Origin of the sequence: Pseudomonas azotoformans, assembly GCF_900103345.1 — a bacterium.
GTDB classification, from domain to species: domain Bacteria; phylum Pseudomonadota; class Gammaproteobacteria; order Pseudomonadales; family Pseudomonadaceae; genus Aquipseudomonas; species Aquipseudomonas azotoformans.
Genome location: NZ_LT629702.1, coordinates 2502158 through 2529014 on the forward strand (window position 1 = coordinate 2502158; position 26857 = coordinate 2529014).

The window sequence follows — 26857 nt, forward strand, 5'->3', positions numbered from 1 at the left end:
TCCGAATTGAATTCCTGCCCACTGAGAGGCCCTTCACCAATGAGCAGTTCCCATCCCATAAAAAGCTCGATGGCTGTGTACCGTACAGCGTGGATCGTGACCGCGATTTTTATACTTTCAAATGCCGCTACGCCACTCTACAGCTTTTGGCAGCAGTCCCTCGGCTTCGCGTCGGGGGTGCTAACCGTAATTTTTGCCTGCTACATCATCGGTCTTCTTCTAACTCTCACCGTCGCTGGGCAGCTGTCCGACCACTACGGGCGCAAAGCCTTGCTTCTACCCTGTGTGGGGCTGGCTATCATTGCAGCGATTCTGTTCGACCAAGCGCACAGCATCGGCGTCTTGATGCTCGCACGCTTCCTCACCGGCGTTTCGGTGGGCCTCGTTGTATCTGGGGGTATGGCGAATGTCGTCGAGCATGCTCAGCCTCATCGCAAGCATTTTGCTTCGCTAATGGCATCTGTCGCGATGGTGGCCGGAGCGGGCACCGGGCCGCTATTGGCAGGGATCGTTGCGCAATATCTTCCGAACCCGATCCACACCGTCTTCCGAGTGGAAATCGCGATTTTGTGCGTGGCGCTCCTAGCGTTACTCAATCAAAAGAACCAGAAGCTTGGGGGCGGTACGTTTAAACCGCGCTTGCCCACCGTCGCTAAGGAAAACCTCGGCATCGTGCTATTGGGGATAGCGTTCTTCGGCCCTGGAATAACTTCGACATCATTCATCCTATCGCTCGGCCCCAAGCTGATAGCGACTTTTCTAAGCGTGAATAGTCCCCTTGTCACGGGTTGTATGGCCTTTTCAATGTTCCTCGTCGCCGTGTGCGTGCAGTTTGCGGCGAAGCGATACAGCAGCCGTACCGTGTTTTCGCTTAGCGGGATCGGTACTCTCTTCTCAATGATTTTCGTGTGGATCGCGCTGGAAACCGGTTCCGCTCCATGGCTGATCGTTTCCGCTCTGTTGGCAGGCGCCGGTCAAGGCTTGGGCCAATTAGGTGGACTGACCCTTATTGCTGACCGCGTGCCTGCGCAGCGCAGAGCCGAAGCCAACGCAGTGTTCAACATGGGGGGGTATGTGCCCGCTGGGGCGATCCCGGTGTTAATAGGTTACTTGATCGACTTTTGGGGGCTGAGCATTGGAATAAGCTCACTTGCGCTCATTATTGCGAGTCTTGCTTCTTTGGCGCTCATGCAGCTTTGGAGGCACGTCCCTAAGCAAAGTCAAACTCGTACACACGGCGAGGCTTAACGAGCCCACTTATGTGGCAGCAGATCGATAATCTGACTGGCGCGCTGGGTCGGCAAGCGCGTGAGGACGTCTTTCAGATAGGCGTATGGATCGTGCCCGTTCATGCGCGCAGACTGGATCAGGCTCATGATTGCCGCCGCCCGTTTACCGCTGCGTATCGATCCGGCAAACAACCAGTTCTTGCGTCCAAGGGCCCATGGTCGGATCTGGTTCTCCGCCCAATTATTATCAATGGGTACGGCCCCGTCATTGAGGTAACGCGACAGCGCTGCCCAGCGTTTGAGACTGTAATCGAGTGCTCTGCTGATGGCCGAACCTTCGGGCACAAGTTCACGCTGGGCAATCATCCAGGCATGCAGCCTATTCATCACCGGTACGGCTTTTTCTTGCCGTATTCGGCGCCGTAAATCCGGCTCCAGATCGCGCACTTCGCTCTCGATTTCGTACAGCAACTGAATGTGACGCAGGGCCTGCTCGGCGAGCTGGCTCTTGTTAGTAGCGTGCAATTCGAAGAATTTGCGCCGGGCATGGGCCATGCAGCCAATCTCGGTCACGCCGAGTTCGAAGCTGGCCTTGTAACCGCCAAAATCGTCGCAGACCAACTTACCTTTCCAGCCTTGCAGGAAGTTGCGAGCATGCTCGCCGGCGCGGCTGGGGCTGAAGTCGTAGACGACAGCGGCTGTTTCGCAGAACTGGCTGGTGGCGTAAGCCCAAACATAAGAACGGTGGGTTTTCTTCGAGCCCGGAGCGAGCATTTGCACGGGCGTCTCATCCGCGTGCACGACCTGCTGCCCGATCACTACGTCACGCAGGGCATCGACCAGGGGCTGCAACTGCACGCCCGTAACGCCCACCCATTGAGCCAAAGTGGAGCGTGGAATCGCCAAGCCGGCGCGACCGAAAATCGATTCCTGACGGTAAAGCGGCAGATGGTCAGCGAACTTCGCGATCATGACGTGGGCCAGTAACCCAGCAGTCGGGATGCCCTTGTCGATGATCTGCGCCGGCACCGAGGCCTGGATCAGCGTTTCGCAGTCATCGCAAACCCACTTGCCACGAACATGGCGCTCAACGGTAAACACGCCCGGCGTGTAGTCCAGTTTTTCACTGACATCTTCACCGATGCGCTTGAGTGCGCAGCCGCATGGGCAGTGGGTGTTGTCCGGTTCGTGATGGATCAACGTGCGTGGGAATTCTGCCGGCAATGCCCTGCGCTTGGGCTTCTGCTTTTTTTGCTCGGTTGCCGCAGGTGCTATTTGCAAGGCTTGAAGCTCGGCTTCAATCGCTGCGATATCGGTATCGATCAGGTCATCAAGCAGGCTGGCCTGCTCAGGATTCATCTGCTCGCTGCGCTTGGCAAACTTCAAACGCTTGAGTTGCGCGATCTCGTGGGTCAGCTTCTCGATCACCGTTTGATCGCGGTTGATCTTCTTACCCATGGTTTCAACCGTCTTGCCCATGGTGTCGACTTGCGACAGCAACTGCGTTGCCAATGCACGCAGTTGGTCGGGGGACATTTGGTCGAGATTAGGCGAAGAAGTCATGCTGCGGATTTTGCCGGAGCAGGCCTTTCGCGGCCATAGACCGATAGGCTAATGGCAGCCGCTAAAGCAGCGTGATTGCGCCCCCGCTACCCACGCGTTGCCATGGCAAGCCCAATACCAGAGCCTGAAGTTGCTCGGTATCCAACTCTATTTCAGAGCCCTGGCGAATGCCTGGCCAGTGAAACTTGCCTTGGTTCAACCGGCGAGCAGCCAGCCAAATGCCAAAACCGTCATGCACCAGAACTTTCATCCGAGTAGCGCGGCGGTTGGCGAACAGATAAGCACAGTGCGGCTTCGCCGCACCGAACACCGCAATCACTCTGGCCAATGCAGTCTCGGTACCAGCGCGCATGTCCATCGGCTCCGTGGCGAGCCAGATGGAGTCGATGCTGATCATCGCAGCAAGTCTCGAAGAAAGGTCGCGCAAGCGGTAGCACTTTCAGTTGGCCAGCTCACTTTGACGGTGCCGTGTGGGTGCAGGATTTCGACGCAGATATTCGGCGATCCAGCTTGCGAATTCACTTCGGCCAGCCGCATGGGTACCGGAATGAATGCGGATGTCAGCGCCGTGCTTTTCTGCGCGTTCAACCGAATCCATTTGTGGACGAGGTTTGCGTTGAGGCGATGGCTGAGGGCGACGCTGGCAATCGAAGCGCCGGGCTGGGCACACTCTTGAATGACCTGGGCCTTGAAGGATTTGGAATAGGAACGGCGTGTTGGCTGCATGAAATACCCGCTTAAAAGGCTAGAACTGGTGTCCACTTAATAGTGCACACCATGTCCTAGCTTTGTGGGGCTGGGTAGATGATTTGGCCGGACGCATACATTGAGCGGCCATTCGGAAACCGATCGTGAAGACACATATGGATATTTTTGATCAATTGATTCGTCTATCCCCGAATGCTAGCCTCCCTTCCTTAAGGTACTCGGTAGGTACCTGCCGTCCACACTGGCGAAGCAATAGCACTGTCGTGATTAGTCGAAACACCTAACCTGACCCCCAATCAGGTGACCTCGTAGTGGACGCCAGGCACAGCCCTTCCGGGAGCTGTATATGCAGATTACTTCTATCCATATCAAGCAGGTCAAACGTCTGGCCAAACAGCTTGAAAGCATTTACCCCACACTGAAAATGGGCCAACGTTTAGACAAAGCAGCCACGCAGTATTTGGGTATTCGGAACTATCATGAAGTGCACTGCCTGTACGACAAATGGGTCATGCTCCATGTCCATCCTTCAGAGGATGCTGACCGAGTAAGCAAATGTGCCTACTGTGAATTCATATTTGCCCCAGATATCAAGGAGAATCTTCAGTCACATCGCAAAATCCATGAGCAATTTCACGAAGCGTGCGTATCTCTGGGCTACCAACCCGGTAACTACGTGCGACGGGAGCTTATGAAACGTGATGGGCGGGAACAGGCTGAATCTGGTCAGTCCGTGGAGATTAGAGTAGAAGGCGTTCTGATACTTTTACGTGGCTGGTTTGATCGGTCGCTGGCAGATGCGATCCATGGCAAATATTGGCGTAAGCATCCTACCTTTGAAGCCTACGTTGCCATGATTCAAGATACGGTAGGGAGCAGCTACCATGACCTGCAACGAATACTGAAAGAGAGGTACGGATACCTACCATGTGTGATTCAAGCTGGAAACAGCTATTGGTATCCGGAGCATGATTGAACGCACCAACAAGCTATTTGAACGTAAGGGGCCGGTGAACACACCTTCCGAACCCCAGCATTAAGGGCGATGTTGTCCGTCTATTTTTAAGCGGACGCGATCACCCTTATCGCCAGGATTTCCATGCGCCAACGAAGCTCTTACCCGAAGCCCTTCAAAGCCCAGGTCGTGCAGGAATGCCTGCAACCTGGAGCCTCACTTTCCAGCGTCGCCATCAGCCATGGCATCAACGCCAACGTTATCCGCAAGTGGCTGCCGCTATACCGCGACAAGGCGGTCGCTCCACTTCCGGCATTCGTACCATTGCACCCCATGCCCAAGCGGCCCGCTGATGAGGCGGTGGTTATTGCATTGCCGCTGGGCGGCCAAGCCATCACGGTCAAATGGCCCATCTCCGACCCGGAAGGCTGCGCCCGCTTTATCCGCAGCCTCTCCCAATGATTCGCATCGACGCCATCTGGCTCGCCACTGAGCCTATGGACATGCGCGCTGGCACCGAAACTGCCCTTGCCCGTGTGATCGCGGTGTTCGGTGCGGCGAAGCCGCACTGCGCTTATCTGTTCGCCAACCGCCGCGCCAATCGGATGAAAGTACTCGTGCACGACGGTGTGGGTATCTGGCTGGCCGCACGCCGCCTGAACCAGGGCAAATTCCATTGGCCTGGCACGTATCGAGGCCACGAAGTTGAACTCGACGCAGAGCAACTTCAGGCGCTGGTTGTGGGCCTGCCTTGGCAGCGGGTGGGTGCTAACGGCGTAATTACGTTGCTCTGAATCGGGTCTTTTAGCTGTGTCGGGTGGGCGGCTTTGGTAAAATCCACGGCATGACTTCCACGCCCAATCTCGACCAAATGACGCCCGATCAACTGCGCGCACTCGCTGCGCAGTTGCTGTCGAAGGTCGACACCATGGGCCGAAAGATCCATCGTGACGAGACGATCATCGAGCAGCTCTCTCACGAAATCGCGATCCTTAAACGCCACAAGTTTGCCAAGCGCAGTGAGCAGATCAGTCCGGCGCAAGGCAGCTTGCTGGATGACTTGCTCAACACCGACCTCGAAGCCATCGACGCGGAGTTGAAAGCACTTCGTCCCGCTCCGGCACCGGACGAGCCACGCCAACAACCCAAGCGTGCAGCGTTGCCACCGCAGTTTCCTCGTACCGTCATTCATCATGAGCCGGAGAGCACTGAATGTGCTTGCGGCTGCCAACTTCAGCGCATCGGCGAAGACGTCAGCGAGAAGCTGGATTACACGCCCGGCGTGTTCACGGTTGAGCAACATGTACGTGGCAAGTGGGCCTGCCGTCAGTGCGAAACACTGATCCAGGCACCGGTACCGGCACAGGTGATCGATAAGGGTATCCCCACCGCCGGCTTGTTGGCCCACGTAATGGTGGCCAAGTTCGCCGACCATCTTCCGCTGTACCGGCAGGAAAAAATCTTCGGCCGTGCGGGACTGGCGATCCCGCGTTCGACGCTGGCTCAGTGGGTCGGTCAAACCGGCGTACAACTGCAACCGCTGGTAGATGCACTGCGCGAAGCCGTGCTGGCTCAGCAAGTCGTCCATGCTGACGAAACACCGGTGCAGATGCTGGCACCGGGCGAAAAGAAAACCCATCGAGCATACGTCTGGGCCTACTGCACGACACCGTTCTCGGCACTGAAAGCGGTGGTCTACGACTTCAGCCCCAGCCGTGCCGGCGAACATGCGCGTAGCTTCCTGGGCACTTGGAACGGCAAGCTGGTGTGCGATGACTTCGCAGGCTACAAAGCTGGCTTCGAGCAGGGCATCACCGAAATCGGCTGCATGGCACATGCCCGGCGCAAGTTCTTCGACCTGCATGTGACGAACAAAAGCCAGTTGGCGGAGCAGGCGCTGCACTCCATCGGCGGGCTGTACGAAGTCGAACGGCAGGCCAAGGATATGAGCGATGAAGATCGCTGGCGATTACGCCAAGAAATGGCGGTGCCCATCGCTGAAAAGTTGCATGAGTGGATGCTGGCTCAGCGCGCACTTGTGCCCGAAGGGTCGGCCACGGCCAGGGCACTGGATTACAACCTGAAACGCTGGGTAGCGCTGACGCGCTACCTAGATGATGGGGCTGTGCCCATCGATAACAACCCGGTGGAGAACACGATCCGGCCATGGGCGCTTGGGCGCTCCAATTGGTTGTTCGCCGGGTCTCTGCGCAGTGGCAAACGAGCGGCAGCGATCATGAGTTTGATCCAGTCAGCGCGGTTGAATGGGCATGATCCGTATGCTTTTTTGAAGGACGTTCTCACGCAGCTGCCGACACAGCGGGCGAGTGAAGTGGACCAGTTGCTACCGCATAACTGGCAGCCACCTAGACTGGGTTAACTCACTAACCTAAGGACATAGAATGCTCATTGTTTTCAGCGGTCTTCCAGGTACCGGAAAAACGACTATTGCATGCGACCTTGCCGCCAGAACAAGTGCCTTGTATCTGCGGATCGACACGATTGAGCAGGCTATTCGAGACTCCGGTGCTCTTGCACAAGACGTAGGACGGAGCGGGTACATGGTCGCCAATGAGCTTGCTCTAAGCAATCTTCGTTTTGGGAGCACGGTCATAGTTGACTGTGTTAACCCAGTATTCGAAAGCCGAAAGGCATGGAGCGAAATCGCCACACGCTCTGGTGCTCCATTAGTGAACGTCCAAGTGATCTGCTCTGATAAACATGAACACCAGCGTCGGGTAGAAACCAGAAAGATCGATATTCCTGGGCTGACTCCACCAACCTGGCAGTCAGTACTGGATCATGAATACGAGGCGTGGGAAGACGCTCCGTTTAAGATAGACACAGCTTTGACGTCTCCTGCGCAGGCGGTGGCGATGATCACCGAACGGTTTTTATCCAAGGAGTAGCCCCAGCCTCAGGCCTGAGGTTGCAAGGTGTGATTAGCAGACGCTTACATTTGAACGATGGTTTTTGAAGTACTGAGCAGTGCCGGCGATGGGCCTCGTCATTGCGATGAAGCTCATCACTCGATCGGTTTACTCCCCGCAACCAATCATCTGCCCACTGGCTTAATCGTGCAGATATTTTTTTCACTGTCTTCAGAGTGAGGGCCGCTCTATCACGAAGCAGCTGTTTAAACTCGTAACCGGTAAACCCGCCGAGAGTGTGGAAGACGCTCCCATTATGTGAGCACCCCCCAAGCACGTAGAAAAAAGCGTTTCATCCCTGCAAACGGTCGGTCATTACCCGCAGCGCGTTTAATGCGAATCAAAAGGTCTCTTTTTTGTTCATCGGTAAATGTGCCCTCTTGAATTGCGAGCGCAAGTGTCTCGATTTCATCGTAAGCATTCCAACGTAGTCGTAAAAGTTCTTCTCGATTTAAACCAAGAATTTCTTCGGCTGCTTTAACTGCTCTCACCGAGCGTTGGGACTTAGTCTTGGGGACCAGCCATACTTCCTCAGTGGCAGGAATTGCTTTCCAAGCATAGTATTCTTCAGGATTCACTACATAGGGATTAATCAGATCAGCATCTTCTGCTGAATAGATCTGTCCGATCGCAACATCTGTAGTGATGACAGGATCTGGACAAAGACTGGCCAAAAGGGACTCTAGCTGAGCCGAGTCAGTAGGAAGAGAATGGGGAACCTGTGGTGCGGGCAACCTTGTACCGTTGACCGTAAATTTATCCCCCTTGTGCACTTGATTGCATACTTGACAGCTAAACGTATAGTTGTCATAGCAGTACGCTAGCCACCAGTACTCACTTTTAGGACGAAAATGCTCTACATCCCCATAAGCTACTACTGCGGTGTCTGCCTCGCAGTAAGCACATTTGCTGAACGACTCTGTTTTTAGCTGTGGCTTCGCCTTCCCCCAAACTTGACGTTTTTTGGGTTTAAAGTCGACCTTGCCGTTGGCGCCATCGTCGTAGTAATACTGCAAGAGCTTTTCAAGCTTTGCTTGGAGCTGCACGCCAGTAAATCCATCCAGCCCCCGACCGGTACGTGTCCTCGCAATCTGGATCAATCGCTGCTCCCTATTTCCTTGACGACCGATTTCAGTTTCCGCGCCGATACGGCTGGGCGCTTTCCATCTTTATCCAAAGTTGAGTTTATTCTTTTAAGTAAATCTATTTGCTCTTTCGCATATTCCGGAATCGCGTCCCAATTCGGCGCCTCACTTAAAACTTCATACATATGCTTCAACTCCCTGCTCTCGCCGACGCTTAAAGGAGTTTTTTTACTGCTGAGAGTGCGCACGACAGATCTTGCGTTTTCAACTGCCACCGAGTCCATCGTTCGCAAGCCGAACATAGGGCTCATCAACAATTGGTGTAGCATCATATTACGAGGCTCGCCCACAAATGGAGTCAATGTCGGAAGGTGATCCTTGCCCTCGCGGCGAATAACATACAGCTCCCCATCACCACTTTGCTGAGCAGTTAATGCTGAGTGGGTCGTCGCAACAAATTGAAAATTCGGCAATGTCAGAGAAAGAAACTCAACTAATTTACGTCTCCATGTTGGGTGAAGATGCAAATCAATTTCATCAATAAGCAAAACCCCTCTCGTGGACAAGGGATCCTTGCGATCTGGAAAAGCCTCTGTAATTCGATACAAAAGGTCTCCACACCAGGCAGCGATATTTTGATATCCATCAGATAGTTGGCTTAATGGAATTTCCCCATCAACTGTGTCAAAAATAATTTGCCGAGATTCACGGTCGATTCTGGAGAATTGCATATCAGGTAATAACTGATTAAGCGCTCGACGTATCGCATCCATCGAGCTGCTACCTTTGCGATATTCGAGATCCATCGCCCACTGCTCTAGTGAGATTAAGGTCGCGTCGGGGGAGAACATCGTAGCGACACCCATTGAACGAGGAACTCTAGAGCGCTCATCCGGGAAGGTCGATCTCGATTTAGGCGCAGCTGGACGCCGAGATACGCCGTAACCCAATACAAAATAGTTACGCTCCGCGAAAGATAACGCTTTATCCAAAGCTTCTAGCGAAGAGTGGTTTCGAGAAAATATTTGTCTTATTCCATCTCCACGATTAATTTCCAATGCAATCTCACGAATCTCCCCCTTGGCAGTGGCTAAAATTCCTGAAATAAGGCATTTCTTCGATCCATTTCGAATCCATGCATCAGGCTCGCCCAGCAAATCCGGGAGCGCTTCGCTGCCTGCGAGCAACAGCGCAATGGCACGCAGAGCCGAACTCTTTCCACAGCCATTTTCCCCCAACAGAAGCGTCCAGCGACGTGCATTGCCCTCTGAGGATCTGAAGTCAAGGTCCAGAGACTTTATCGAGCGCACATTGCGTAGCGATACTTGCATAAGAAACATCGTAGAACCTCTTCCTCTTCGTGATCGCTTCGTTCCCTCTGCGATCAACCTGCTCATCTGGTGGACAAGCTCAAAACCAACACCTACCATTACATATTAGCAGCGTGACACACTCGGCTGGCGCAACATCGCTGACATTTGGACATGTCACCCGTACCCCGATGCCAATCTACCAGGACGGTACATCCTGACCGTGTCAGTTCGTTGGCAATCCCAACTTTTCGAAAAATGCCTTATTACGCTCAGTCGCTGACTTGATGACCCCATCAAACGACATGACCTCCACATAGGCATTGAAGCGGGTTTTGTACCCGAAATACCCCAGTCCATCGGCCGCGCGCGTCAAGTCATGGATCTTGCAGCGCCGTTCCATCGAAGGCGTGAGATCACAAATCACGTAGCAGAATCCCGGAATATCATCCCCTTTGGGAATAGGTCGTCCCGCGGACGTCTGGGCGTTCCCATCGCGAATCCGCTGCAGATAACCAAGTGCCTGCTCAATCGGATCCTTCTCCTCTCCTTCGCCAGCATCATTTCGCATCGGCCGCTTGATCTCCACGATTGTCAGAGCCGCCGGCGGCATTCTCCTGTTCTCGGAAACCAGCAGAGGCTCATCGAACACATTCAACACACAAATATCCGGCTCTTTGGTGTCAGTTGAATGCGTTATAGGGAAGGAGCGCAGTGACTTGTCAGAAGCCAAAAAGTCGTGAAAAGCCAGACGCTCATCGAGCAACCACAGATTGCAGCTATCGAGGAAAACGTCATCCGATGTTTTACGCATTGGCATGATGAGCTCGTGAATCAGCTCTTCTTTGGCGTACTTGCCATCATCCCCACGCTCAAGCGCTTTCGCCAAAATATCGAGCGTAACCTTGCGATGGAATACGTAGTTGGCCAAATCCGACTTCTTGATGTCATCTGCCTTTTCAAGGTAGCTGACGAGCCTTTTCTGGTACTGGGCTGTGGTTTCCCCCCTGCCGAAGCTCATCACGTCGTGCCCTTCCGACAGCAAGGCGTTTTCAATTTCGGAAAGCTGTTTGTGAAGCAGAAGATCAAGGTCCTTATCTGAAATATCCGGGTCGACGCTGAGCTTTTCCTCATCGATTCGACGCAGTATGGGTCGATACCGCGGCGCACGGACCGACACGAACCGCTCTACACGCTCGCGCCCAGTTTTTCGGATTTCCTGCAGATAGCCCTCGAGGTAACCACTAGAAGAAGCAATAACTGCCTTGCGAATATCGCTCAAACTGACTTCCGTTTCCGAGAACAAATCGTCGCTCATCTCCTCTATATCGAAACCAATTCGTTCGGGTCGCACATTCTGGTCAAGAAAGGGAGACGTCACATAACAGGCGTAGACAAAATCACCTTCATCGTCGCGGATTTTTCCGTACAACCCTGGCACCTTACCTGAAAGAGTTTCCTCTTCAACAACGCGACTGGCAGCGCACCAAGCAATGAAAGGTTGCTTGGCCGAGCTAGCCTTAAGCTTCAGATGGGTGAGCTCAAATGGCTGCCCCTTGATCTGAATAGATTCCTTTTGTGACGACGTAAACAGGTATTGATCAAGCACCTCATCAAGGTCAATCTCCTCTTCACCGTCCTTGATCTGAATTTTGGGCGCGCCGGCGTCACGCACAAAGTACCAAAGACAGTGCTCGAAAAGACTCGTGGCGATCTTTCGGGCCGTCTTTGCCGAGTTCTCTCTGTACGATTTGTTGAATCCAGAGAGATGTACGCAGGTCTGCAACTCTGTGCCGACGGGCTTCATCCTCGACGGGAGGGTTGAAACGCCTTGAGCTGCCGTGAACGCAAATGAGCGATGTTTGATAGCACCGGTTTCATCCTTGTAATCACTACTGATGTTGACCGCTTCGAACGCTTTCAACCAAAGCAAGCGCCCTACCCCCCGACACCCTTGTTGAGCCTTATATTCGCTATCAAGCGTTTCAAACGAGGCCATGTTTTTGTCGTGGAAGCCGGCGCCATTGTCAGTAATCTTGAAACCCATGATTGGTTCTTGGGTAGGAGCGCCCCGCTTCGCCTTGGTAGCATCCAAAGCCAGACTGGATTGCGGCACGCGGACTATCTCAATCCTAATGCGGCCATATTCAGGATCGAAGCTAGTTTCGGCAATCGAATGAATCGAATTCACGACAGCCTCGAACAGCGGCATCAAACCGTGGCTACGTGGTAGAGGTGTATTTCGCAGCCGTCCTGGCAAATATGTATTTAAGCTCACTCGATCCCTACCTCTTGATCCTTTGCCATCGCAATGCCCTAACAAATCTGGCCATGCTAAAGCTCAAAAAATCAGCTTCATAGCGCTGCGCGACGCAACTGCAAAAGAAGCCCTCTCGATGGAAACATGATTTACATCGACTTGACCGATACCACTTCTACATAGCGGAATTTTTTCCTGGCTGCTTTGGTGGCTTCCTGCTCTGCCACCAGCGTACTCAGCGTATCGGCTTCATGGACGATTTCAAGCATCCTTCCTTCAAACTCATTGCTCACACGGAGAGTCACCAGAAGCCTCGGGGTGAAGGCTTTGGAGACCTTCTTTTTCGCCACTTTTGATACGGGCACGGCAGCGACGTCCGGCTGGATTTCTTCCACGAGTGAGGTGCTCACCGGTGCAGATATTTCAGCGTTGCCGAACAACGCTTGGCGCATATCTTCTTCGGTCCATTCTTTGTTCATACTGCCTCTCAAGGGCCTAATCACTAAACCAGCGCCATTCTAACAGCTAGTCTTGGCGAGGCAGTTTCCAGCACTGGAATGTGTTCTGAGCACTACTCTCCGGAGGGAACAAGGTTGGTCAATTCGCATCAATACTCCCCCACATCTCAAATGACCAGATCCAGCGAGTCGAGTGGCAGATTACAGGTTGATTCAGCAGAATCATGTCGCTACCTGCAAGGGGGCAGTGGGCCTTAGATGAAACCTATAACTGGCGTAGGCGCATAATCGCATCGGTGATGGCTCGTGCATTCTCGTCCAGCGTTTCCATGGCCCCCATTGCGTTAGCGGCGACACTTTCCACTCCATCCTCTGAGATCCATTTGATCACTTCTTCAAGGGCCGCTGCGAGGGCGTGCTGGTTGTGGAGGAGCAGTGTGAGAGCGTCCGCTGTGACTATGTTGGCTTCAGAGTTATCTGGCATTGGGATCGTCCTTGAGTAAATGGTGTGGGAAGACTAGCTGAACACGCCGCTGGCTGGAGCCACTTCTCCAGATCCGCTGACACCTGGGGATTTGCACTGACTTGACGACTCATTTGCAATCGACCTAACCAGCCATTTGCAACGGATTTGCCCCCCTAGCAACCATAACCGGTAGTGAACGGCCAAGAGCGGCTAGGTGGTATTGTCTAATTCAGAACAAAATCTAGCAGACAGCTCGTAGGTATAGGAATTAGGATGCAGGCCAGTGGCCATCATAAATCATCCTCGCCAGCTCCTTGCCTAACTGTCGGAAGGTGATTCGAGATGACAGCTGTGAAGCCGAAATACGCGATCCGCATGCGAGAGGGAGTTTGATGCGCCTGGCAAACCTGAGCATTCGCAACTTCCGCAATTTTTTATCGGTCGATATCCCGCTTGCGGGCAACATTGTGTTGCTCGGCGAGAATCGTGTCGGCAAAAGCAACCTGCTGCTCGCCATTCGCCTTGTACTTGATCCCGCCCTTCCTGATTCGCTGCGGCAGTTAAGACTGTCTGATTTTTCGGACGGTAGCGATTTGACAGCAAACCCTCAGGTCGAAGTGCATCTAGATTTTGCTGATTTCGATAGCGACCCCATGCTCGTTGCTTTGCTCACTGACTTCCGCACTGCAGGCAATCCAACGGTTGCACGGCTGAGCTATGTCTACCGCAAAAAAGCCGATGTTACTGGCGGACTACAATCCAGCGAGGATTGTGAGTTCATTGTCTTCGGCGGGGGTGATGAGTCCCGCAGCATTCCCAGCCGAGTACGCCGTCGTATTGCAATTGACATGCTGGATGCCTTGCGCGACGCCGAAGGACAGCTCGCTTCCTGGCGACACTCCCCACTCCGGCCTTTGCTTGAGGACTCATTTGCTTCAGTCAGCCGGGCCGAGCTGGATAGCGTCGCAAATGATTTAGAGGCGGCTACAGCAAAGATGGAGAGCATCCCATCCGTAAAAGCTCTGGAGAGTTCTTTACGGAGTGGCATTCTCAATTTGGCTGGTAACGCGCATGATCTCAACGCAAGGCTACGTTTCGCGCCCGCCGACCCGCTCCGGCTCATTCGCTCTATCGCCATGTTCATCGACGACGGTAAGCGCGGTATCGCGGAGGCCAGCCTTGGTTCAGCGAACGTTGCGCTGATAGCTCTGAAGCTGGCTGAGTTTGCTTGGCGTCGCACGAAGAATGAACGGAACTATTCGCTGCTTTGCATTGAGGAACCTGAGGCCCACCTCCATCCCCAGTTGCAGAGGGCGGTCTTTGAGAAGCTCTTCAATAACCCTGACGCCGCGCAGGCTTTGATCGTGACCAGCCACTCTCCGACTCTGGCCGCAATCGCGCCGTTGCGTTCAATCGTAACCCTGCGGCGAACGCCAGATGGTTTGTCTAAGGCTTACTCTCTTGCTGCGCTGCCGGTGACAGCTGACGAACTGGACGATATCGAGCGGTATCTCACTGCTACACGGTCTGAGTTGCTCTTCGCAAGAGGTGTGATTTTCGTCGAAGGCGACGCGGAAGAAGCATTGCTCCCCGGCTTCGCCGATGCGCTGGGGTACAACCTGGACCAACTTGGCATCACCGTTTGCAACGTGGCGGGCGTGAATTTCGCTCCCTACGTGAAGCTGGCAGGTAGTCTCGGTCTGCCTTTCGCGGTCATCACTGATTGGGATCCGCTGGACGGCACAAAACCTCCGCTCGGCAAAGCGAGGACGGTAGGTATTTGGGACGCCTACTGCGCGGTTGCCGTTGGTGCGCGCCAATTGACACCCGAGAACCGCACTTGGTGTGAAACAGCTGACTTCGATAGCTTCAGTAAGGCTTGGGCGTCGTTCGGCATCTTTCTGAACGATCAGACCTTCGAAGTAGCTGTGGCAAATACACCTGGCCTCCAAGGGGCGCTGCTGGACATTCTTGACGAGCAGGGATTCGGATCTGTCCGCTCGTCGCGTATTAAGGCTTGGCGTACGGGCACTCCCGTCGATCCTACTCAACTGCTTGCAATGATTTCTGACATCGGCAAAGGCCGGTTGAGTGCAAAGCTCGCGAGCAAACTGACAGGGCTCACTCCGCCCGACTATATCACTTCGGCTATTAAGTTCTTGGCGTCCTATGTCTAGTAGGTTCGCGTTGGAACAAGCGCTTGCAGAGCTCAAGCTCAATAGCGAACAATATGATGCAGCCATTGAATGCGGTCATTGCGTTGTCCTGGCTGGCCCAGGAAGCGGGAAAACGAAGACGCTGACTACCGCAATGGCACGTGCCCTGATGGACGATGTTGTCGATCCGCGTGGAGTTGCCTGCATTACGTATAACAATGAGTGCGCTACGGAGCTCGAGGAGCGTTTAGCTAGATTTGGCGTTGCTAACAGCGACCGCAGCTTCATCGGCACTGTCCACAGCTTCGCGCTCACTCAAGTTCTTACTCCCTATGCTCGCTGCATTCCTCATCTCCTCCCTGACGGCTTCCGAGTTGCTACGAATACCGAGTGCCGTGCTGCAGTCGAAACCGCATACAAGTCGGTGTTCGGCGAGATGGGCAATGCACAGGACCGTTGGCGCCTTGCCGAGGAGAAGCGACGTCGAGACGTTGATCGTACTCTGCCAGCTTGGCAGGGACAGAATCCAGAGCTTGCATCTTTTATCGAGGCTTACGAGGCGGAACTGCGTTGCGAGGCGCTGATCGACTTTGATGATATGCCACTCCTCGCCTTCCGAATGATCAAGGACCACAATTGGATTCGTAACGCTCTAAGCGCTCGGTTCCCCATCCTTTTTGTCGATGAATATCAGGACCTGGGGCACGCACTTCATGAACTGGTGCTCCTGCTCTGTTTTGAGAGCGGAATCCGACTCTTTGCAGTTGGCGATGCTGATCAGTCGATCTATGGCTTTAACGGCGCCAACCCAGGCTTGCTGCAAAGTCTCATCGCGCGCGACGAAATTAAAACGATCCGTCTGCGCTTCAACTATCGATCTGGTGCGAAAATCATCAGAGCCTCCTTAGGAGCACTTGGCGAAGAGCGCGACTACCGTGGTGTGGAGGGTGCCCCCGATGGAGAACTGGGATTCTGGGCGGTAGATGGCGACCATGATGAGCAGGCTCTACACATCGCTCAGGCAGTCCTGCCCTCACTGCTTGACCGAGAGTTCCAGCCCGATCAAATTGCAATTCTGTATCGCGCTGCATGGCTCGGAGATAAGGTTGCCAACGCACTTAAGGATACAGATATCGCCATTCTGCGTACTGATGGTAACGCGCTGGTGAGGCGCAATTCCCGTCTTGCCCGATTCGTCGAAGCTTGTAGCCGGTGGGTCACTGGAGGTTGGCGTGATGCTTCGCCGACCTATCACCGGTTACTCGGCCAAGCTCTCGCGATTGTGTATGGTGGGCGAGTTAGCGCGGATGAAGAACTGGCTATAACCCACCAATTGATCAGCTTCTTGCGTAGCGGAATCGATCGAGAGGAAACCGCCCATGCTTGGTTGACACGCTTTTGCCGCGAGCTGATTGAGCCTTGGCAGAAAATTGCCCGAAACACTCATCAGGAATGGGAAGTCTGTTCTGAGTTGTTAGTGCGGACCGACCCGGCGTCGAAGCTTGATATGCCCCTCAATGTTTTTGCGGGACGGATAGATGGCTCTGGCCGAGTGACCTTGAGTACCTTACATAGCGCCAAAGGTCGCGAGTTTGACGCGGTCATCATGTTTGGTATCAATGCTCAAGACTTCCCCAACTGGCGCGACGCTAAGTCAGAACGAGGCATGCGCGAAGCTAGACGTCTGTTCTATGTCGGCGTAACGCGGCCTCGAAAAGAGCTCTGTTTGGTTTTTCAGAAAGCTAATCACTCGCCTTGGGTCACTGAGCTGTATCAGCGAAGCCAGCAGCTTTGAGTTCTTCCCTGATAACGCAGCTAAGCTTAGGCACTAGCATCGTAGTGAATGTATTTTGGCAGTTAGTACGCGGGCACCTGTCTCGTCGCCATATGTCACGCGCCTCAGGCCAATACTGGTAACGGCCCCGTGCCATAGATATCATCGCCAGCTATTCCGGAAAGTGCGAGCTGATGCCGATTTTGCAAAACCATCGGAAGTCTATGGCGCGCCTGTTGATGCGCTGCCTGGTGGACCGCCAGCTGGCACCTCGCGACCTTGCCCAACCCCTGCATATCGTGCTTCCCCGCTGGGACGCCAAACTGGGCGACGCGATCGTTTCTTCATTCTTCTTTCGCGAAGCGCACAAGCTCGGTGCCCGGGTCACCGTGCTCACCGTACCGGAACTGGTCGACCTGCATCGGCTCGATTTCGGCGTCGACCGGGTCATCCCTGTCGCTTGCGCACCCACGCTGACCGGGCTGGGCCCACTGGTACGGGAATTGGGATCGGTCGATGTGTTTGTCCACCTAGTTGGCCGTATCCAACCCATCGAGATGCTGTTCATCCGCTTACTTAAGCCCGCCCGGGTCTACTCGCTGGATGATGCCTTGCACTGCGTCAGCGGCAAGCTTGGTGAAGCAACCGCGCAGCTCAACGTGGTCGAGCGCTATACCCGGGTCCTGCTCGACCTCGGTGCGACCCGTATCAACCGCGACTATATCGTCCCGCTTCCCGAACGACAGGACGACAACGTCGCGCACATCCTGGTCAACCCCTATGCCAGCCGACCTGATAAAAGCCTTGGGTTCGCCAGAGCGCTCTCGCTGGTCCGTGCCCTGGCGGATGTCTGGCCGCAGCACCATATTGGCATTCTGTGCAGTCCCGCCAGCCGTGCCGAGGCACTGCAGCTCGGACACGCCATCGCCCGCAGCAACGTCCGGACACTGGTCGAACTGGATACGCCCCGCGCGGTCGCGGGTTCCATCCAGCGGGCCAGAGTGGTTGTCAGTGTCGATACTGCCATCGTGCACATGGCCGTTGGACTGAAGGCGGCATTGGTCGCGATCTATCCGGCCAGCAACTCTTCCAATCCCTGGCTGCCGCCGCTTTCCCCCCATACCCGGGTTGTGTTTAGTCGCCAGGGACCACTTCAGTACCCGCACACCGGCAGGAAAAACATGAACGAATTCACTGATGTCGACGTGATTCAACCCGTCGCCGAACTGCTGCAAGAGTCGATCGCTGCGACTCTCGCAGTGGATGCGCATATCGTTTCCGGCCTGGGCGTGGCCACTGGCACCCTGGCCCGCCAGCTGCCCTTGATCAGCCGGTCTTTTCCTGAAGTCGCCGAGTGCCATCCGGGCACGCTGAACCTGCAATTGTCACGACCGTTGCGTTTGATCCATCCTCATCACCGCAGCGCGCCGATGGCTTGGACTCCGAGCGGACGTACCAAAGAGGTGTTCGACCTATTGCGCATCGAGTTGGAATTCGACCACCTTGCCCACCGCGTGCCGGCCTGGCTATATGTCGCCCATGGCTCGCCACACCGGCGGACCCCGACAGTGCACGAGGTGATCGCGACTCGCTTGGAGCTAAACGGGGCCAAAAGTTGCCGCGTGCACCTGCCGGCGCATGCGGTGGATCTGGCCTGAACCCTCAGCCGCAGCGTTCGATTAAGCGCTCACACTCCCCCAACCAATAGCCACGGTCGGGTTCGATATGCAGGAAGATGCGTGACAGCAGAGTTTCCTCGTCGAGGAACTCGGCCACCGACTCATCGCGTGTCGCTGTCCGCTTAAACCAGGTGTTGTACAGCTTGAGCAGGCTCACGTCGCGCATCAGGAAATCGCTCACGTCAATGTCCGTGCGCCTCATCACCGCGCAACTGTCGAAGTTGTACAGCGGCCGATAACCCGGGTCGCATACCGAGGGCGAAATTAGCACCTGCTGGTACGGCAACCTGGCAACTATCTCCTTGATCCCCCCCGGATTGCCCCAGGCATGTGCCTCGACGGCCAGCCCGGTCGCCAGTGCCTCGGCGAGATGGACATTTCCCGGCAGTGAGGCGAATAGGCATTCGCTGTGCCAGTGCAGCCGCTCGTCGAGTCCCGTCGGGAACAGCAGCGAGGTCGGGTCGCGCAGTAGGATGCTGTCCGCGTCGATCCATGCGCCGCCATGGCGATGCACGTAGGCCATGCGGATGAAGTCGCTCCTGGCGACGATCGCCTCGATCCCCTTGTCCATGTTGAAGGGCAGCGGCTCGAAGCGCCAAACCTTGCCGAGGATAGAAGCATCTATGCAATGCTCCAGGCTGTCCGGGGTTAGCAGGGTGAAATGGTCCCCCAGCGCCCGCTGCATGGAGACCAGGGCCAAGGCGATCCACGGCGGCATGCTCTGCCCCGCCGCCGTTTCCCAGTAGCTCACGTAGTTCACACGCACAACGGGGCCCTCTTTGCCTTCACGCCGCTACTACCAAGCAGCCCATGGTCCTCCAGGTAATGCCGCAGCAGCGTCAGCGAGGGTATGCATTCGGCCTGGCGCAGGAACTCGTTTCCGAGAGCCGCCTTGTACAGCCGCAACCAATTGGCCGCCGGCACTCGCGCCAGGAATGACGGCAAGGCTTGGTAGTTGTTCGTCGAAAACAGTAGACGCAACGTGCGCAGGATGGGTTGGTAATCCACGGCTCCAAGCAGTTTGGCCAATGTGTCGTCCAGCTGATGGCTGATTTCCACCATGTTCAGGCGCTCCTCGACGGTGGCATCCGCCAGGGCGACCCGCGGATCGATGGCAACCGGGTAGATCGCCTGGAACGAGCGGGCACCGGCTAGAAGGGACTCACGCAACACCTTGTCGGCAGTCGACCCCGTCACCAGCACATCGTCGCCGAAGATGACGTGCACACCGCTCCAGCGATAGAAGTTCTCCGCGGGTATCACATGGTCCTGGACAAGATTGACCCGCTCCCGCTCTTCAGTACTCAGGCTCGCGTAGTTCTCGCAAGGAGGGGCGATGCGCGGCAGCTTGACGTTGATCAGGGTGGGCAGGCCCATATGGGCGAGCTTGACGTTTATCTCCTCAACCACGATGTCGTAGAGCACGTTGGCCGTCGAAGGCACGTTGCGCCAGCCAGTGGTCATCAGCACCACATTGTCGTTGAGCTCCCGCGCGCTGGTGAACAGCCGTGCCCAGTGCGATGCCGGGTCATCCAGCTGCCGCTCCAGATAGTTGATCACCAGGCCGGCTAGAAAACGGATGTCCTTCTGGCTGCCGTACTTGGCACGGCTGTAGATGGCTGTCAGCGCAGAGGCGCTTGCGCCATTGCTCATGTCGCGGAATCCGTTGGTGCAGTCGGGCGTCAGACAGTTCAGGGCATGACCACCGAGCACCGCGACATAGCTGTCCATATCGATCAGGTCTTGCGCAAGCAAGCCGCAAGCGAATGCGCGCAGACCTCCTTTCACGTCCTCCGCCTGCGGCCGGGCCACGGCCTCGCGAAAGCGCGCCAGCTGTTCGTCGACAGGCGCCTTGGCGAGTAGTTTCCAGTCATTCGATCGGGAGTTCACGGGACAATCCTTGTATCGGTGCCAGACGACAGGCTGAAGAAGTCTAGGGGCATGTCGATGCGTCGACGCCCTTCGAAGTAGCTGATCCGGTCCAGGCCCAGCGGTTGCAGTTCGTCGACCAAAGTGCGGATACCTGCCCCCGCGTCCAGCGGATCGTGGGCGTCTGAACCTATGGTGAAGGCCGCGCCGTGGGCGATCAGTTGGGGCAGCAGGGTGCGTGATGGATAGCTCCAGACACCCTGAACCTCACGAGTCGAACCGGGCAACAGGCTCGACTTGCGAATGCCCGAGGCATTCAGTTCGTAGGCCACACCATTGCGGGCGAACAGCGGCAGCAGCGGTTCCATCCGGCGCAGCACTACGTCTTCCGCCACGCCGCGCAGCAGCGTGTCGGCGTGCCCGACTGCGTCGAACAGCCCGCACTCCAGCAAGGCTTGCAGATGGGCGAAATAACGGTCGAGAAAGGCTGGGGCGGACAGCCGGGCCAATTCCCAAACCTTAGCCATGGTCTCGCCCGGCAACTCGACGTAGTGGATCGAGCCGATGGCGAAATCCAGCTCGTACCGGGCCAGCATCTCGCGGTTGTAGGCATTCGCACCCGGCATGTAGTCGAACTCCAGTCCGCGTAGGATCTTGATCTTCCCCTGGTGCTCCTGTCGTGCCCGCTCAATCTCGGCGAAATAGCGCTCCAGTTCCGCCTCCAACAGGCGATTGTCGCTGTCCACCGGGAACGGCGCGTGGTCGGTGATGGTGAGGATCTTCACTCCGGCGGCGATTGACGCCCGCACCAACTCATCCACCGTACCGACGGCATGCTTGGAATAAAAGGTATGGCTGTGAGAGTCGATCATGCCGGCACCATTCGTTCTAACAGACCATCGTGATTAGCCAGTTCCTTGACCAGCCAGTAGGGGTTATTCGCTTTGCGCAGGATCTTGTGCACCAGTTCGAGGTCGTCGAGACGCGCCAGCAGGTCCCTCAGCGGTTGGCTGTAAAGGGCGCGGACCAGGGGCGTGTCGCGTACATGGCTGGCCAGTCGCTCCCAGCCAATCCGGTCAAAGTGAATATTGCCCAGGCGTTGGTGCTCGATGCCGTACAGGTAGACGTCACCATTAGGTTTCACCGTCAGGTCCATGCCGTTGGCGTGGGGAGGCGGGTTGAGGCTGCCGAGGGTGAAGCGCTTGTTGACCCGGGCTTCGATCGCGTCGATGTAGCCATGCAGATCCAGGTAACCTGGTGGCGTGTCGGCCGCTGGGTGGACGAGGTTCTTGTAGTCGATACCGAACCGTTCCTCGCCGACCACCAACGTATCTTCCAGGGCATTGCCCGCGACGATCCCGGCGTCGAGGCCCCAGCGCGCCAGTTCCTCCCGGAGGTAGTCGCGGGTGAACTCCCGATCAGTGTCGATCGAGCGAAACGAAAAGCTCAGCCCGGCCGGTTTGTTTCGTCGCAGGTAATCCAGGCTGAAGCCATGAGCCCGCCATTTCACCTTTTCGATATGGTGGCTGTCCGAGCTCAGTCTGATATTGCAGGTGTCGCCCCGGCTGACCACGATGCGATTGGTGGTGTCATAGAATTCCGCCATCTTCTCGTGGGGAAAGAAGCCACTTGTGATGAACTCGAAACGCTTCCCGCCCTGGGAAAGCTCAAGAATCTCGTGGAAGACTCTGTCGTTGTTGAGGGGTTCGCCCTCTCCGCTGATGGAGATGCGCTTGACGTCGGGGGCGTTGATCAGCGCCGCCAGGTTCTCCCGGGCGAGGCTCGATAACTCCATGCTCATCCCCGTCTTGTGCTTGTCGGCGTACATGCAGAACGCGCAACCGATGCCGCAAATTTGGGTGATATCGATGTACAGCAGGTGGCCTTTCAGATCCATCTTTCTTGACTCGTTGCTAGCCTGCACGAGCGCACAGGCGTGGGTTGCACATGACCGGTAGTCACCGGTCGCGTGGGGTATCAGTAAGGCTGCAATACCTGCAGTTGCGGGATCTGCACGGAGTCGCGATGGACCACTGTATGCAGTACCCGATCCTCTCGGACCGCAGCCATGTCCGGGTAATCGCTGTAGTGGTCGTTGCTGATCACATAGGTCTCGACATCGAACTCCGCGGCGGCCAGCACCGGATGGTCGGCGGTGAGGGTGGGCGGCATAACCAGTACCCGGGCCTGCGGAAACATCGCTTGGAGTGCGTTGTCGCACATATCGAGCTGGCGGCGGATGCCCGGATCGAAGACCAAAGTCACGCCATAAGTCGCGGCCAGGTGAGGCACAAGTGTCTTGAGCACCTCCAGACCGATGAAGCGCCGTTTTCCGCCCGCTTCGTTCAGGTAGCAAAGATTATTGCCATCTACCACCAAGTTGCGGATTTCGTTTTCCAGCAGGCGAATGGTGTCGCGCAGGCGGCGCTTGCGTTTTTCCTCTTCCCGTTCCAGTTTGCGCTGGTGGAATTGCCGATCCTTCAACACCCTATCCGGACTGCGTTGCCCGACACCAAAGCGGTTTTCACATTCGTCATGGGCCATCCTTTTATCGAATGAGCTTTGCGCATTGTCCAACTGGTTGATGAAGCATTCGGCATCGATGATGTCCCGCTCCGTCGCCCGCAACTGGTCATGAGTAGTTTTCCAATTGCGATACACCTCTCCGGCCACCGCCTCCCAGTGGGCGCTGGCCTTTCTGACTTCGTCGGCGACGCCCTGCAGGCGTTGCACGTCGTTGTCCAGTTGCGTGATGGTGGCCTTGGCCTGCAATGAATCGAAGCCCTGGTATCGCCGCGAATTGGCGCTCAAGCGCAGCTGCTCCCGTTCGCTTTCGCCGAGCCCGGATACCAAGCCCTCTTGCCGGCTCTTGAACTGCGCCAGCCGCTCCTGCAGGGTGCTGACCTGGCGCTCAGCCACGCGCCGTTCACTGGAAAACCAGTGCAACGGCGACCAGCCCGCCTCGGCAACGCCCTTGGCGCTGTTCAGCTCAGCGCGGCTGGCCTTGATGCTCTGTTCGACCCTGGCAAGCTGCTCCCGCGCGGCGAGAGTTTCCCGTTGCATCTGAGCGAGCCTGCTATGGTTGCTCTCCTGGTCGAATCGCTCGAACCATTCGAGGTCGGCACGCAGATTCTGGATGTCTGCATTGATCTTTATGATTTCCCCCTTGAGGGATACCAGTCGCTTGGCGTGATGGTTGCTGTACACGGTTCTCGCTCCTACTCAATCCGTTGGTTCAGGTGGCGCTCTGCGCGGCGCGTTTGCCGGAGGCATGCACGGCTTTCGCCGCAAGGTTCAGCGCGACCACCGTGGCCGCGCCAGCGGCGAAGCAGATGACGTTGGTCAGGAGAAATTCGAGAGGGGAAATCACAGGGTTCATTGACTCACTCCTTGGTCGTCTAAAGTGGGCATCAGGCGCCCAGGCGTATCCCGCATTTGCCACAGAAGTTGGCGCCGGCCGCGACTATCGCGTGGCAACCGGGACAGGTGGGTTTGAGCAACATCTTCTGGCGCATATGGCCGATCTGGATGACGCAGGGCACGGTGACCCGGTACGCCGGGCTTGCTAGGTCGAATGCCGTCCAGATCCCGGTGATGGCCCAGCCCACCGGGCCAGCCAGCACTGCTAGACCACGACCCAGGGTGCTCGAACCCGCCAGCACCACGCCACGCCCTACCAGGCTGCTCATGGTCGCGCTGGCGACCACCGCCGCCACGTTGTAGGAAGCCAACCCGGAACTACCGAGTGAAGCCAGCAAAGCCGCCAATGCCCCCGGCCCCATGCCGGGTCGGTACGCCAGTCCGCCCAGGGATTCGAACAGTGTTTTGCGGTCTTCCTCGCTCATCCGCGCCAGGGACTGGGCGAATACCTTGGTGATGATCGCCATTTCCATCTCGGCGCAGCTGGCGCTCGCCTTGTTCTTCGCGCCGACGTGCCCGGCCACATCAGCCAACAGCTCGCGGTACGGCACACCACTGCCGCCGCGGAACAGGTTGACCAGTGAGTTGCCGCCAAAGCGGGTCAGCTCCTCGGCGAAAATAGCCCGGGTCGACTCGCCGACACCCTTGTCCTTGTCGGACATCAACTGACGACAGACTGAAGATGACAGGGAGATGCGGCCCTTGCCGTTGTCGGTGATCACATCTATCAACAGGCCCACGTCGTCGGCGCTGGCACTCATCAATACATCGGCAAGATCGGGGTCGTGAATGATCGGCATCCCGGCACTCCTTATTGTTCGCTAGAAGAAGGATCGTGTGGCGTGGTCTGGCTGACCCAGGCGCCCGCTATCGCGGCCAACCACTTGCGTGGGCCGGATTTTGAAATCTCGCGCAGCATCAGCGCATCGAGCTTGAGACATGCGCGTCTACGCCACTCATCGCGGGCATTGGCCCGGGCAACTTCCGGCGAGGCACCCACAATACTGGGGCGCTGATCCGGATGGACCTTGCATTCGCGCAAGACCTTTTCCACCGGATTAATCTCTTGAAGCCGCTCTTCGGCCTCCAACTTGTGAGCTGCAACCAAGTAATCGCCACTGTTGCCGATCGCGCTGGCCAGCAGTGCCCAGTCCTGGGGGCGCATCAACAGGAAAGCAGGTGGCACCCCCAGAGCCTGGGCAAGACGCTCGATAGTGCTCAGGTCCGGGTTGGCATCGCTACCTTGCGCTGGTGATTTCAGGGCCCGCAGCGTGCTACGAGCAATGCCGGTTTGCTGCTGGATCTGCACCGCGGACAAAGGCCCGGGGCCGTCGGCATCGTGTTGCGTTTCCCGCAGCGCACCTGCGACAGCGAGAACGGAGGATAGGTTGCGGCTAAACCATTGGCCGAGCGAAACCTGAATGGGTTGAGGCGTGAGGATATTCATTGCCATCATCTCGCTATTAGATAATGGCACTTTAGTAATATTTTTAGCGTAGCGAAAGGCCTAACTGGAGCGCTATCACTCCATTTTTAAGATATCCCGATGGTGACTGGAGCGTTGTCACTCCATTATTCTGTGCGTTGTCAGGGTGAAGACAACAACGGAGCTCTGTAAATCCAACGCTACGCTTTTCCCGAACGCCGGGCGTTTGCCTTTCTGAGCATTTCATCCAACTGCGCTATGAGTTCATCCGGGTCCAATTCGGTCCAGTTGCCACAATCCGCGGCCACAATCATTTCGGCGAACTCCGGGCTGTACTCAGGTACCCGGTCAGCGACCACGTCGTCGATGAAAGACGTGAAAAACCAAGCGCCCTCCGCCTCTTCACCAACAAGCCGGCCTTCGACTTGCAAGGTGGCCAATTCCCCCAAGTAAGCACCATCGTTCAGGTGTGGGTGAACGCTTAGGACAGCAGATTTGAGCGCCGACGAACTAATACCGCTTTTCGCCAACTCGACAATCATGAGTTGCAGCGAGGTCATCTCGGCCATTGGGGCCTCCGATTTAAGTTAGTGGGGGGCGCAAGGGCGCAGGACGCCCCCTCGCCTCCTCCAGCAGGGTGACTTGTGAGATTGTTTCACCAAAGCAATGGTGGTCAGTCGTTCACCGGCAAGTCATACCCAATACTGAACAGAGCCTGTTCGATGCTGCGAAGTGTTTGTCGGGTTGTTTTACCGACCCGGAAAGGACTCTCAGAACAGAGAGGATGTTTTGCCACTTGGCTGAGCACGTAGCTGGCGTGCATGTTCCAACGTGCGTGATGCGACCCTGAGCGCAGGCGTTTGAACTGAAGACTTCCGATACTTGGGTTACGGCGTTTAGGTGCGAGAGCAGTGGTCGACTCTTTCGCCCCGGCCCAAGGGAAATTAAGCGCCAGCGGAACTTTCGTCAGGCATTTGACATTGCAGTATTTGACCACCAGCAATCCCAATGCAGCGGCTACCCGGCTGTCGTAGATGATGAAATCAGGGCAAAGCAACGAATAGATTTTGGTCATTCCCGAATTGAAGCGCAGCGATTGATTACGAAGAATCGGGGCGTCGGGATCATTGTCTACCAATGCTGTAGCGACATCCGAAATCATCTTTGCAAGGCCAGTCTTGTTGGCTTTCAACCATTCGTTGTTGCGGGAGGTGACACCTCCCCAGGCCATGACGTCGAGGGACGCCTGGAGGATCAACGCATCGCTGCTGCCAGCAGCGATCAAGTCTGCGCGCAGTGCGGACAGCGCCATTTCGTTGCTGGCAGCGCTAACCCCTGGGTTGAACGCGAGGCGGGTATTACCCGGGTGATTCCAGCAATACGAGGTAAACGCGCCGTACAGGCTGTTACACGACCACCGTACTCCCGAGCGACGATCAACGTACTCATGCGTGATGAGCGTGTCCGAATCAAGATGACCCGCCAACCAGTCGATGAATTCGGGGACGTGATCAAGCTTAGCGTAGGGGTGTTTAGTGTTCATGAATGCTCCTGTGGGCTGGCATATTC

The 26857-nt window shown here is 56.1% G+C and carries 27 protein-coding genes; 9 read left to right on the plus strand and 18 right to left on the minus strand.

What is annotated here, in order from left to right; genetic code table 11:
- Positions 1–39: 39 nt before the first annotated feature.
- Positions 40–1248: an MFS transporter gene (locus BLR69_RS10890; RefSeq protein ID WP_071495993.1), complete on the plus strand. Its 1209-nt coding sequence runs from the start codon at positions 40–42 to the stop codon at positions 1246–1248.
- On the opposite strand, the gene tnpC (BLR69_RS10895) is transcribed toward BLR69_RS10890, so the two are convergent.
- The 3 genes from tnpC (BLR69_RS10895) to tnpA (BLR69_RS10905) form a co-directional block, all read right to left on the minus strand.
- On the minus strand, positions 1245–2792 hold the full coding sequence (gene tnpC / locus BLR69_RS10895; RefSeq protein WP_071495994.1) for an IS66 family transposase: 1548 nt from the start codon (positions 2790–2792) through the stop codon (positions 1245–1247). The genes BLR69_RS10890 and tnpC (BLR69_RS10895) overlap by 4 nt on opposite strands.
- Positions 2793–2853: 61 nt before the next feature.
- Positions 2854–3189 (minus strand): IS66 family insertion sequence element accessory protein TnpB, encoded by a 336-nt coding sequence (gene tnpB / locus BLR69_RS31145; RefSeq protein WP_071495995.1) that lies wholly within the window; start codon positions 3187–3189, stop codon positions 2854–2856.
- Positions 3186–3554, minus strand: a complete 369-nt coding sequence (gene tnpA / locus BLR69_RS10905; protein ID WP_083365797.1) for an IS66-like element accessory protein TnpA — start codon at positions 3552–3554, stop codon at positions 3186–3188. The genes tnpB (BLR69_RS31145) and tnpA (BLR69_RS10905) overlap by 4 nt, the downstream gene beginning before the upstream one ends.
- Positions 3555–3846: 292 nt before the next feature.
- Here tnpA (BLR69_RS10905) and BLR69_RS10910 point away from each other — a divergent pair, with 292 nt between their 5' ends.
- From BLR69_RS10910 to BLR69_RS10930, 5 genes are all read left to right on the plus strand, one after another.
- Positions 3847–4476: a hypothetical protein gene (locus BLR69_RS10910; RefSeq protein ID WP_071495997.1), complete on the plus strand. Its 630-nt coding sequence runs from the start codon at positions 3847–3849 to the stop codon at positions 4474–4476.
- A 123-nt stretch (positions 4477–4599) separates the two neighbouring features.
- Positions 4600–4917 (plus strand): IS66-like element accessory protein TnpA, encoded by a 318-nt coding sequence (gene tnpA, locus BLR69_RS10915; protein WP_071492947.1) that lies wholly within the window; start codon positions 4600–4602, stop codon positions 4915–4917.
- The gene (gene tnpB, locus BLR69_RS31150; protein ID WP_044344464.1) at positions 4914–5249 is read left to right on the plus strand and encodes an IS66 family insertion sequence element accessory protein TnpB; all 336 of its coding nucleotides are present in this window, start codon (positions 4914–4916) and stop codon (positions 5247–5249) included. The genes tnpA (BLR69_RS10915) and tnpB (BLR69_RS31150) overlap by 4 nt, the downstream gene beginning before the upstream one ends.
- 50 nt (positions 5250–5299) lie before the next feature.
- Positions 5300–6835, plus strand: a complete 1536-nt coding sequence (gene tnpC, locus BLR69_RS10925; RefSeq protein WP_071492946.1) for an IS66 family transposase — start codon at positions 5300–5302, stop codon at positions 6833–6835.
- A gap of 22 nt (positions 6836–6857) precedes the next feature.
- Positions 6858–7364 (plus strand): AAA family ATPase, encoded by a 507-nt coding sequence (locus BLR69_RS10930; protein ID WP_071492945.1) that lies wholly within the window; start codon positions 6858–6860, stop codon positions 7362–7364.
- Between the two features lie 275 nt (positions 7365–7639).
- Here the strand turns inward: BLR69_RS10930 and BLR69_RS10935 are convergent, their stop codons facing one another.
- The 5 genes from BLR69_RS10935 to BLR69_RS10955 all read right to left on the minus strand — a co-directional run bounded on the left by BLR69_RS10935 (position 7640) and on the right by BLR69_RS10955 (position 12982).
- The gene (locus BLR69_RS10935) at positions 7640–8485 is read right to left on the minus strand and encodes an HNH endonuclease family protein (RefSeq protein WP_071492944.1); all 846 of its coding nucleotides are present in this window, start codon (positions 8483–8485) and stop codon (positions 7640–7642) included.
- A complete protein-coding gene (locus BLR69_RS10940; RefSeq protein WP_166794311.1) occupies positions 8482–9801 on the minus strand; it encodes an AAA family ATPase in 1320 nt (439 codons plus the stop codon). Before BLR69_RS10940 ends, BLR69_RS10935 begins: the two co-directional genes overlap by 4 nt.
- Positions 9802–10006: 205 nt before the next feature.
- Entirely contained in the window at positions 10007–11992 is a 1986-nt protein-coding gene (locus BLR69_RS10945; protein WP_232000973.1) for an ATP-binding protein, read from the minus strand.
- 197 nt (positions 11993–12189) lie between these two features.
- The gene (locus tag BLR69_RS10950) at positions 12190–12519 is read right to left on the minus strand and encodes a hypothetical protein (protein WP_071492941.1); all 330 of its coding nucleotides are present in this window, start codon (positions 12517–12519) and stop codon (positions 12190–12192) included.
- A gap of 244 nt (positions 12520–12763) precedes the next feature.
- Positions 12764–12982 carry a hypothetical protein gene (locus BLR69_RS10955; RefSeq protein ID WP_071492940.1) on the minus strand — a complete coding sequence of 73 codons (219 nt, stop codon included), beginning with the start codon at positions 12980–12982 and terminating at the stop codon, positions 12764–12766.
- A 374-nt stretch (positions 12983–13356) separates the two neighbouring features.
- Here BLR69_RS10955 and BLR69_RS10960 point away from each other — a divergent pair, with 374 nt between their 5' ends.
- From BLR69_RS10960 to BLR69_RS10970, 3 genes are all read left to right on the plus strand, one after another.
- Entirely contained in the window at positions 13357–15141 is a 1785-nt protein-coding gene (locus BLR69_RS10960; protein ID WP_071492939.1) for an AAA family ATPase, read from the plus strand.
- Between the two features lie 10 nt (positions 15142–15151).
- A complete protein-coding gene (locus BLR69_RS10965) occupies positions 15152–16915 on the plus strand; it encodes an ATP-dependent helicase (protein WP_232000974.1) in 1764 nt (587 codons plus the stop codon).
- 173 nt (positions 16916–17088) lie between these two features.
- Positions 17089–18552: a glycosyltransferase family 9 protein gene (locus BLR69_RS10970; RefSeq protein WP_071492937.1), complete on the plus strand. Its 1464-nt coding sequence runs from the start codon at positions 17089–17091 to the stop codon at positions 18550–18552.
- A gap of 4 nt (positions 18553–18556) precedes the next feature.
- On the opposite strand, the gene BLR69_RS10975 is transcribed toward BLR69_RS10970, so the two are convergent.
- The 10 genes from BLR69_RS10975 to BLR69_RS11015 form a co-directional block, all read right to left on the minus strand.
- Positions 18557–19339 (minus strand): glycosyltransferase, encoded by a 783-nt coding sequence (locus BLR69_RS10975; protein WP_083365799.1) that lies wholly within the window; start codon positions 19337–19339, stop codon positions 18557–18559.
- Positions 19330–20463, minus strand: coding sequence for a hypothetical protein (locus BLR69_RS10980; RefSeq protein ID WP_071492936.1), 1134 nt, complete (start codon positions 20461–20463; stop codon positions 19330–19332). The genes BLR69_RS10975 and BLR69_RS10980 overlap by 10 nt, the downstream gene beginning before the upstream one ends.
- A complete protein-coding gene (locus tag BLR69_RS10985; protein WP_071492935.1) occupies positions 20460–21314 on the minus strand; it encodes a histidinol-phosphatase in 855 nt (284 codons plus the stop codon). The genes BLR69_RS10980 and BLR69_RS10985 overlap by 4 nt, the downstream gene beginning before the upstream one ends.
- Positions 21311–22339, minus strand: a complete 1029-nt coding sequence (locus BLR69_RS10990) for a radical SAM protein (RefSeq protein ID WP_071492934.1) — start codon at positions 22337–22339, stop codon at positions 21311–21313. The genes BLR69_RS10985 and BLR69_RS10990 overlap by 4 nt, the downstream gene beginning before the upstream one ends.
- Positions 22340–22419: 80 nt before the next feature.
- Positions 22420–23649 (minus strand): AAA family ATPase, encoded by a 1230-nt coding sequence (locus BLR69_RS10995; RefSeq protein WP_071492933.1) that lies wholly within the window; start codon positions 23647–23649, stop codon positions 22420–22422.
- A 28-nt stretch (positions 23650–23677) separates the two neighbouring features.
- Positions 23678–23821, minus strand: coding sequence for a hypothetical protein (locus BLR69_RS30940; RefSeq protein WP_164488184.1), 144 nt, complete (start codon positions 23819–23821; stop codon positions 23678–23680).
- Positions 23822–23852: 31 nt separating this feature from the next.
- Positions 23853–24662, minus strand: coding sequence for a ubiquinol-cytochrome C chaperone family protein (locus BLR69_RS11000; RefSeq protein WP_071492932.1), 810 nt, complete (start codon positions 24660–24662; stop codon positions 23853–23855).
- A gap of 11 nt (positions 24663–24673) precedes the next feature.
- Positions 24674–25309 (minus strand): helix-turn-helix domain-containing protein, encoded by a 636-nt coding sequence (locus BLR69_RS11005; protein WP_092254351.1) that lies wholly within the window; start codon positions 25307–25309, stop codon positions 24674–24676.
- A gap of 179 nt (positions 25310–25488) precedes the next feature.
- Complete coding sequence (locus tag BLR69_RS11010) at positions 25489–25857, minus strand: hypothetical protein (protein WP_071492930.1); 369 nt, start codon at positions 25855–25857, stop codon at positions 25489–25491.
- A 104-nt stretch (positions 25858–25961) separates the two neighbouring features.
- Complete coding sequence (locus BLR69_RS11015) at positions 25962–26831, minus strand: hypothetical protein (RefSeq protein ID WP_071492929.1); 870 nt, start codon at positions 26829–26831, stop codon at positions 25962–25964.
- Positions 26832–26857 lie beyond the last annotated feature (26 nt).

Coding starts and splice junctions, on each gene's coding strand:
- BLR69_RS10890 (WP_071495993.1), top strand. CDS start 40: ATGAGCAGTTCCCATCCCATAAAAAGCTCGATGGCTGTGTACCGTACA.
- tnpC (WP_071495994.1), bottom strand. CDS start 2,792: ATGACTTCTTCGCCTAATCTCGACCAAATGTCCCCCGACCAACTGCGT.
- tnpB (WP_071495995.1), bottom strand. CDS start 3,189: ATGATCAGCATCGACTCCATCTGGCTCGCCACGGAGCCGATGGACATG.
- BLR69_RS10910 (WP_071495997.1), top strand. CDS start 3,847: ATGCAGATTACTTCTATCCATATCAAGCAGGTCAAACGTCTGGCCAAA.
- tnpA (WP_071492947.1), top strand. CDS start 4,600: ATGCGCCAACGAAGCTCTTACCCGAAGCCCTTCAAAGCCCAGGTCGTG.
- tnpB (WP_044344464.1), top strand. CDS start 4,914: ATGATTCGCATCGACGCCATCTGGCTCGCCACTGAGCCTATGGACATG.
- tnpC (WP_071492946.1), top strand. CDS start 5,300: ATGACTTCCACGCCCAATCTCGACCAAATGACGCCCGATCAACTGCGC.
- BLR69_RS10930 (WP_071492945.1), top strand. CDS start 6,858: ATGCTCATTGTTTTCAGCGGTCTTCCAGGTACCGGAAAAACGACTATT.
- BLR69_RS10940 (WP_166794311.1), bottom strand. CDS start 9,801: ATGCAAGTATCGCTACGCAATGTGCGCTCGATAAAGTCTCTGGACCTT.
- BLR69_RS10945 (WP_232000973.1), bottom strand. CDS start 11,992: ATGCCGCTGTTCGAGGCTGTCGTGAATTCGATTCATTCGATTGCCGAA.
- BLR69_RS10950 (WP_071492941.1), bottom strand. CDS start 12,519: ATGAACAAAGAATGGACCGAAGAAGATATGCGCCAAGCGTTGTTCGGC.
- BLR69_RS10955 (WP_071492940.1), bottom strand. CDS start 12,982: ATGCCAGATAACTCTGAAGCCAACATAGTCACAGCGGACGCTCTCACA.
- BLR69_RS10960 (WP_071492939.1), top strand. CDS start 13,357: ATGCGCCTGGCAAACCTGAGCATTCGCAACTTCCGCAATTTTTTATCG.
- BLR69_RS10970 (WP_071492937.1), top strand. CDS start 17,089: ATGCCGATTTTGCAAAACCATCGGAAGTCTATGGCGCGCCTGTTGATG.
- BLR69_RS10985 (WP_071492935.1), bottom strand. CDS start 21,314: ATGATCGACTCTCACAGCCATACCTTTTATTCCAAGCATGCCGTCGGT.
- BLR69_RS10990 (WP_071492934.1), bottom strand. CDS start 22,339: ATGGATCTGAAAGGCCACCTGCTGTACATCGATATCACCCAAATTTGC.
- BLR69_RS30940 (WP_164488184.1), bottom strand. CDS start 23,821: ATGAACCCTGTGATTTCCCCTCTCGAATTTCTCCTGACCAACGTCATC.
- BLR69_RS11000 (WP_071492932.1), bottom strand. CDS start 24,662: ATGCCGATCATTCACGACCCCGATCTTGCCGATGTATTGATGAGTGCC.
- BLR69_RS11005 (WP_092254351.1), bottom strand. CDS start 25,309: ATGAATATCCTCACGCCTCAACCCATTCAGGTTTCGCTCGGCCAATGG.
- BLR69_RS11010 (WP_071492930.1), bottom strand. CDS start 25,857: ATGGCCGAGATGACCTCGCTGCAACTCATGATTGTCGAGTTGGCGAAA.
- BLR69_RS11015 (WP_071492929.1), bottom strand. CDS start 26,831: ATGAACACTAAACACCCCTACGCTAAGCTTGATCACGTCCCCGAATTC.